The following is a 6185-nucleotide window of genomic DNA, read 5'->3' on the forward strand; positions in this document are numbered from 1 at the left end:
GGTGGGCGTGGGCGTCGGGGCCGGGGTGTCGGTCCAGTTCGGGTCGACCGAGCCCAGGTTGCCGTCCCACTGGTCGCCGTAGCTGAACCAGAGCTTGCCGCCGGCGAAGGCGAGGTGGACCGGGCCGAAGTCGGTGGGCACCGCGTAGCGGGCCCTGATGTTCAGGGTGGCCGGGTCGAGGGCCACGATCTGGTGCCGGGCGGGCAGGGACGCGTACAGGGTGTGTCCGTCGTCGGACAGCGCCAGGTCGGCGACCGAACCGAGGCCCCCCACGGTGTCGACGACGGCACCCGAGTAGTTCGCCGCCACTACGCGGCCGTTGCCGCTGTCGCCGACGAACACGCGCTTCAGGACGCCGTCCGCGACGATGCCGCCGGGCGACTGCACGGTGGCCGCGGCGGCCGAGGCCTGACCGGTGGTGGCGACGCTCAGCGCCACCGAACTGAACAGGACGGCGAGCGCCGTCGCGGTAGAAGTGCTGCGCATGCGCACAGTGATGAACCCCCACGAGAGAACCCGGATCACCGGGAGCTGAGAGCGCCGCGCGACACCCAGGCGCGACCGCCGGAGGCGGTGGTCGTTGGGGCGCGGCTGCCAGAAGTCACCCTATGGCATGCCTGTGACAATCACGGAAGATATTTACGGAAGACATTTCCGACACACCGGACCACGCGGACCACGCGGACCACGCGGCGACCGGGGGCCCGGGGGGAGGGCCTCCGTCAGCCGTACATCCTGCGCATCGCGAACTCCACCATCTGCTCGACCGCCTTCGCGTCGAACACCATGCGGTGCTCGCCCTCCATGTCCACGACGAAGCCGTAGCCCGTGGGCAGCAGGTCGATGACCTCGGCGCCGGTGATCACGAAGTACTTGGACTCCTTGCCGGCGTACCGGCGCAGTTCCTTCAGTGAGGTGAACATCGGGATCACCGGCTGCTGGGTGTTGTGCAGCGCCAGGAACCCGGGGTTGTCACCGCGCGGGCAGTACACCTTCGAGGTGGCGAAGACCTGCTGGAAGTCCTCGGCCGACAGTGAGCCCGTGGTGAAGGCGCGCACCGCGTCCGCGAGGGACGGCGGCGACGGCTCGGGGTACAGCGGCGGCTGCTGGCCGTATCCGCCCGGCATCTGCTGCTGCGGCTGGGCGTACTGCTGCCCCGCACTGCCGTCGCTGTGCTGGCCGTATCCATACATGGGCGCAAGGGTACCGAGCGAGCGGCGGATCAGGGGCCGCCCCGAGCACCGGAAGGGGCCGCCCCGGCCGCTCGCGAACCGATCACGGGCGTCCACCGGGCCCCACGCGCGTAACGCGTCACATATGACCGGTTGGGGTTGCACCTTATTACCGACGGGTAGCATCATCGGGAGAAGATAGCTACTAGCCAGTACGAATTAGGTGCGAGGAGCGAGTGCCTCGCCGATCTCTCTACGGAGGAGTCGCCATGGGGCACTACAAGTCGAATCTCCGCGACATCGAGTTCAACCTCTTCGAGGTCCTCGGGCGCGACAAGCTGTACGGCACGGGTCCGTTCGCGGAGATGGACACGGACACCGCCAGGAGCATCCTCGAAGAGCTGACCCGCCTCGCGGAGAACGAGCTGGCGGAGTCCTTCACGGACGGCGACCGCACCCCGCCCGTCTTCGACCCCGGGACGAACACCGCGCCCGTACCGGCGTCCTTCAAGAAGAGCTACAAGGCCTTCATGGACTCGGAGTACTGGCGCCTGGGCCTGCCCGAGGAGATCGGCGGCACCACCGCCCCGCGCTCCCTGATCTGGGCGTACGCGGAGCTGCTGCTCGGCTCGAACCCGGCCGTGTGGATGTACGCGTCCGGCCCGGCGTTCGCCGGCATCCTCTTCGACGAGGGCAACGACGTACAGAAGAAGATCGCCCAGATCGCGGTCGAGAAGACCTGGGGCTCCACGATGGTCCTCACCGAGCCGGACGCCGGCTCCGACGTGGGCGCCGGCCGCACCAAGGCCGTCCAGCAGGAGGACGGCTCCTGGCACATCGAGGGCGTGAAGCGGTTCATCACCTCGGGTGAGCACGACATGGAGGAGAACATCCTCCACTACGTCCTCGCGCGCCCCGAGGGCCACGGCCCCGGCACCAAGGGCCTGTCCCTCTTCCTCGTACCGAAGTTCCTCTTCGACTTCGAGACCGGCGAGCTGGGCGAGCGCAACGGCGTGTACGCGACGAACGTCGAGCACAAGATGGGCCTCAAGGCCTCCAACACCTGCGAGATGACCTTCGGCGACCGGCACCCCGCCAAGGGCTGGCTGATCGGTGACAAGCACGACGGCATCCGCCAGATGTTCCGGATCATCGAGTTCGCCCGCATGATGGTCGGCACGAAGGCCATCTCGACCCTGTCGACCGGCTACCTCAACGCCCTGGAGTACGCCAAGGAGCGCGTCCAGGGTCCGGACCTCGCCAACTTCATGGACAAGACGGCGCCCAAGGTCACCATCACGCACCACCCGGACGTCCGCCGCTCGCTGATCACGCAGAAGGCGTACGCCGAGGGCATGCGCGCGCTGGTCCTCCACACGGCCGCCGTCCAGGACGACATCCAGGTCAAGGAGGCGGCCGGTGAGGACACCGCCGCCCTGGAGGCCATGAACGACCTGCTGCTCCCGATCGTGAAGGGCTACGGCTCCGAGAAGGGCTACGAGCAGCTCGCCCAGTCGCTCCAGACCTTCGGCGGCTCCGGGTTCCTCCAGGAGTACCCGATCGAGCAGTACATCCGCGACGCCAAGATCGACACCCTGTACGAGGGCACGACCGCGATCCAGGGCCAGGACTTCTTCTTCCGGAAGATCGTCCGCAACCAGGGCGCGGCCCTCAACTCCCTCGCCGAGGACATCAAGAAGTTCCTCGCGCCGGGCACGGGCGGCGAGGAACTGGCGACGGCGCGCGAGCAGCTCGCCAAGGCGGCCGTGGAGCTGGAGGCGATCGTCGGCCTGATGCTGACGGACCTCGCGGCGACCGAGCAGGACGTCAAGAACATCTACAAGGTGGGCCTCAACACCACCCGCCTGCTGATGGCCTCGGGCGACGTCGTCGTCGGCTACCTGCTCCTCAAGGGTGCCGCGGTGGCCGCCGAGAAGCTCCGGACGGCGTCGGCGAAGGACGTCCCGTTCTACACGGGCAAGATCGCGGCGGCGAAGTTCTTCGCGGCCAACGTCCTCCCGGGCGTCACCGGGGCCCGCAAGCTCGCGGCGGGCGTCGACCTGGACCTGATGGAGCTGGACGAGGCGGCCTTCTGAGCGAGCGAAGGCGGCACGAGCGGCGCACGAGGCACACCTCGCGCACCCCGCTCGCACTCCACTCGCACCTCGGGCTCTTCCCTCCCCCAGGGCAGGCCAAGCACGGCGGCCCGCACCGGATCCACGTCCGGGGCGGGCCGCCGTACTGCTGAACCAGGACACAACGACACGGTCCGTCCGGTGTCCGATAACTGACCCACCGGCCAGTTGTCCGGCCTTCACATCCCCGTTACGAGAGCCCGCTCACCATCCCAGGGAGCGGGCGCTATTACGTCGTTAAGGTGAACCCCATGAGCGCACCCCACCGCTTCGACCGCGGCCACACCGACGACTTGATGTCATTCCTGGCGGCGAGTCCGTCGCCGTACCACGCCGTGGCGAACACCGCCGAGCGGCTGGAGAAGGCCGGCTTCCGTCAGGTCGCCGAGACGGACGCCTGGGACGCGGAGACATCGGCCGCCTCCACGGCGGGGAGCGGCGGCAAGTACGTGCTGCGCGGCGGCGCGATCGTGGCCTGGTACGTCCCCGAGGGCGCCGAACCGCACACGCCCTTCCGGATCATCGGCGCCCACACCGACTCCCCCAACCTGCGCGTCAAGCCGGTGCCGGACCTCGGCGGACACGGCTGGCGGCAGGTCGCCGTGGAGATCTACGGCGGACCGCTGCTCAACTCCTGGCTCGACCGCGACCTCGGTCTGGCGGGCCGCCTCACCCTCCGGGACGGCACCTCGCGCCTGGTGAACATCGACCGGCCGCTGATGCGGGTTCCCCAGCTCGCCATCCACCTCGACCGGGCCGTGAACACCGACGGGCTGAAGCTGGACAAGCAGCGCCACCTCCAGCCGATCTGGGGCATGTCGGACGATGTCCGCGAGGGCGACCTGATCTCCTTCCTCGAACAGGAGTCCGGGCTCGCGCCGGGCGAGGTCACCGGCTGGGACCTGATGGTCCACTCCATCGAACCGCCCGTGTACCTCGGCCGCGACCGGGAACTGGTGGCCGGTCCGCGCATGGACAACCTGCTGTCCGTGCACGCCGCCACGGCGGCCCTGGCGGCCGTGGCCACCGGCGCCGCCGCCGGCGACCGGACCCCGCCGTACATCCCGGTCCTCGCGGCCTTCGACCACGAGGAGAACGGTTCGCAGAGCGACACGGGCGCGGACGGGCCGCTGCTCGGCAGCGTGCTGGAGCGTTCGGTGTTCGCGCGCGGAGGGTCGTTCGAGGACCGGGCGAGGGCGTTCGCGGGCACCGTCTGTCTCTCCTCGGACACGGGTCACGCCGTCCACCCCAACTACGCGGAGCGGCACGACCCGACGCACCACCCGCGCGTCAACGGCGGCCCCATTCTCAAGGTCAACGTCAACAACCGCTACGCCACGGACGGTTCGGGCCGCGCGGTCTGGGCGGCGGCCTGCGAACGGGCCGGGGTGCCGTTCCAGAACTTCGTCTCCAACAACTCCATGCCCTGCGGCACGACGATCGGCCCGATCACCGCCGCGCGGCACGGCATCAAGACGGTCGACATCGGGGTGGCGATCCTGTCGATGCACAGCGCGCGGGAGTTGTGCGGCGCCGACGACCCGCATCTGCTGGCCAACGCGCTGGTGGCGTTCCTGGAGGGGTAGCCCCACGAAGGGCGTGCCGACAGAGTGTGGTCTACGACAGGGCGTGGCCTGTCGTGACGTCCACATGTCCGGGCACGTCGTCGTGGCGGTCGCCCACGGTCAGCGTGCCGGTCGGTTCGAGGACGAGGATCTCGGTGCGGACCGGGGCGTACGGCTTGTGCTCGGTGCCACGGGGCACCGTGAAGGCCGAGCCCTTCGGGAGGACGACCGTGCGCTCGCCCGCCGGCTCCCGCAGACCGATGTGCAGTTCACCGTCCAGGACCAGGAAGAACTCGTCCGTATTGTCGTGCACGTGCCAGACATGCTCACCCTCGACCTTCGCGACGCGTACGTCGTAGTCGTTGACCGTGGTGAGAATGCGGGGGCTCCACAGGGCGGAGAAGGAGTCGAGGGCGACGGCGAGGGAGACGGGCTTCGTTGTCATGCACCCATCGGCGGGTGAGTTTTCCGGCCGCGCCGAGGTCGGCCAGGGCCTGGCGCCAGGCGAGGCTCTTGCGGTAGGGCCAGGCGTTGTCGGCCAGGACCCGTTCGCCGGCCGAGGTGGCTGACGGGGTGCCAGAGGTAAGACGACGCCGACGCTACTGCTTCATCCATTTCATCCATGGGTCATGTCATCTCCTACGCGGGCAGCCGCCCTGATGGTGGCAGACTTCGGCCTCTCGGCCTACAGGTGGCGTTTGCGGACGGCCGGCGGGGAAGCGGTCAGTACATGAGATTCCTCGTACGCGACCGGCTGCTCGGCATCGGCGACGACTACTGGATCGAGGACCAGCACGGCCGCAAGGTGTACCTGGTCGACGGCAAGGCGATGCGGCTGCGGGACACCTTCGAGCTGAAGGACGTCCAGGGGCGGGTGCTGATCGACATCCACAAGAAGATGCTCGCCCTGCGGGACACGATGGTGATCGAACGGGACGGCGACCCGTTGGCGACGATCAGACGCAAACGCCTGTCGCTGCTGCGCAACCACTACCGGGTGTCACTGGTGGACGGCACGGAACTGGACGTCAGCGGAAAGATCCTGGACCGGGAGTTCGCGGTCGACTACGACGGCGAACTCCTCGCCCAGATCTCCCGCCGCTGGCTGCACGTCAGGGAGACCTACGGCGTCGACGTCGTACGGGAGGACGCGGACCCGGCACTCCTGATCGCGATCGCGGTCTGCGTGATCCACCTGGCGGAGAAGGACCGCGCGGGGGACTGAGGGCACCCCAGCGGTGTTTCCGGCCCACCCACCCGTCTCGGCACGCTTTCCGGCCCGTCCGGCGCCTTCCAGCCCGTCCGGCGATTGA

6 protein-coding genes and 1 pseudogene are annotated in these 6185 nt (G+C 68.9%); 3 read left to right on the forward strand and 4 right to left on the reverse strand.

Annotation, left to right across the window (positions count from 1 at the left end; translation table 11 throughout):
- Together AOK08_RS07035 and AOK08_RS07040 are read right to left on the reverse strand one after the other, a co-directional pair.
- Positions 1-486, reverse strand: a 486-nt coding sequence (locus tag AOK08_RS07035; protein WP_422125725.1) for a YncE family protein, incomplete at its 3' end; no start/stop codon positions are given.
- A gap of 236 nt (positions 487-722) precedes the next feature.
- Positions 723-1193, reverse strand: coding sequence for an SseB family protein (locus AOK08_RS07040; protein WP_055524581.1), 471 nt, complete (start codon positions 1191-1193; stop codon positions 723-725).
- 248 nt (positions 1194-1441) lie between these two features.
- Here AOK08_RS07040 and AOK08_RS07045 point away from each other — a divergent pair, with 248 nt between their 5' ends.
- Positions 1442-3268: an acyl-CoA dehydrogenase gene (locus tag AOK08_RS07045; RefSeq protein WP_055524582.1), complete on the forward strand. Its 1827-nt coding sequence runs from the start codon at positions 1442-1444 to the stop codon at positions 3266-3268.
- 290 nt (positions 3269-3558) lie between these two features.
- Positions 3559-4893, forward strand: a complete 1335-nt coding sequence (locus AOK08_RS07050) for a M18 family aminopeptidase (protein WP_055524583.1) — start codon at positions 3559-3561, stop codon at positions 4891-4893.
- Between the two features lie 31 nt (positions 4894-4924).
- On the opposite strand, the gene AOK08_RS07055 is transcribed toward AOK08_RS07050, so the two are convergent.
- The gene (locus AOK08_RS07055; protein WP_055524584.1) at positions 4925-5317 is read right to left on the reverse strand and encodes a cupin domain-containing protein; all 393 of its coding nucleotides are present in this window, start codon (positions 5315-5317) and stop codon (positions 4925-4927) included.
- Between the two features lie 6 nt (positions 5318-5323).
- A pseudogene (locus AOK08_RS44455) lies at positions 5324-5423 on the reverse strand (IS481 family transposase); the annotation flags it as partial.
- Between the two features lie 179 nt (positions 5424-5602).
- On the opposite strand from AOK08_RS44455, the gene AOK08_RS07060 reads away from it, so the two are divergent.
- Positions 5603-6097 (forward strand): LURP-one-related/scramblase family protein, encoded by a 495-nt coding sequence (locus AOK08_RS07060; protein ID WP_055524585.1) that lies wholly within the window; start codon positions 5603-5605, stop codon positions 6095-6097.
- Positions 6098-6185: the final 88 nt, after the last annotated feature.

Source organism: Streptomyces graminilatus, from assembly GCF_001418565.1.
Classification (GTDB): domain Bacteria; phylum Actinomycetota; class Actinomycetes; order Streptomycetales; family Streptomycetaceae; genus Streptomyces; species Streptomyces graminilatus.

What these genes read in the sequence shown, in the direction of transcription:
- AOK08_RS07040 (WP_055524581.1), bottom strand. Translation starts at nt 1,193, where the DNA reads ATGTATGGATACGGCCAGCACAGCGACGGCAGTGCGGGGCAGCAGTAC.
- AOK08_RS07045 (WP_055524582.1), top strand. Translation starts at nt 1,442, where the DNA reads ATGGGGCACTACAAGTCGAATCTCCGCGACATCGAGTTCAACCTCTTC.
- AOK08_RS07050 (WP_055524583.1), top strand. Translation starts at nt 3,559, where the DNA reads ATGAGCGCACCCCACCGCTTCGACCGCGGCCACACCGACGACTTGATG.
- AOK08_RS07055 (WP_055524584.1), bottom strand. Translation starts at nt 5,317, where the DNA reads ATGACAACGAAGCCCGTCTCCCTCGCCGTCGCCCTCGACTCCTTCTCC.
- AOK08_RS07060 (WP_055524585.1), top strand. Translation starts at nt 5,603, where the DNA reads ATGAGATTCCTCGTACGCGACCGGCTGCTCGGCATCGGCGACGACTAC.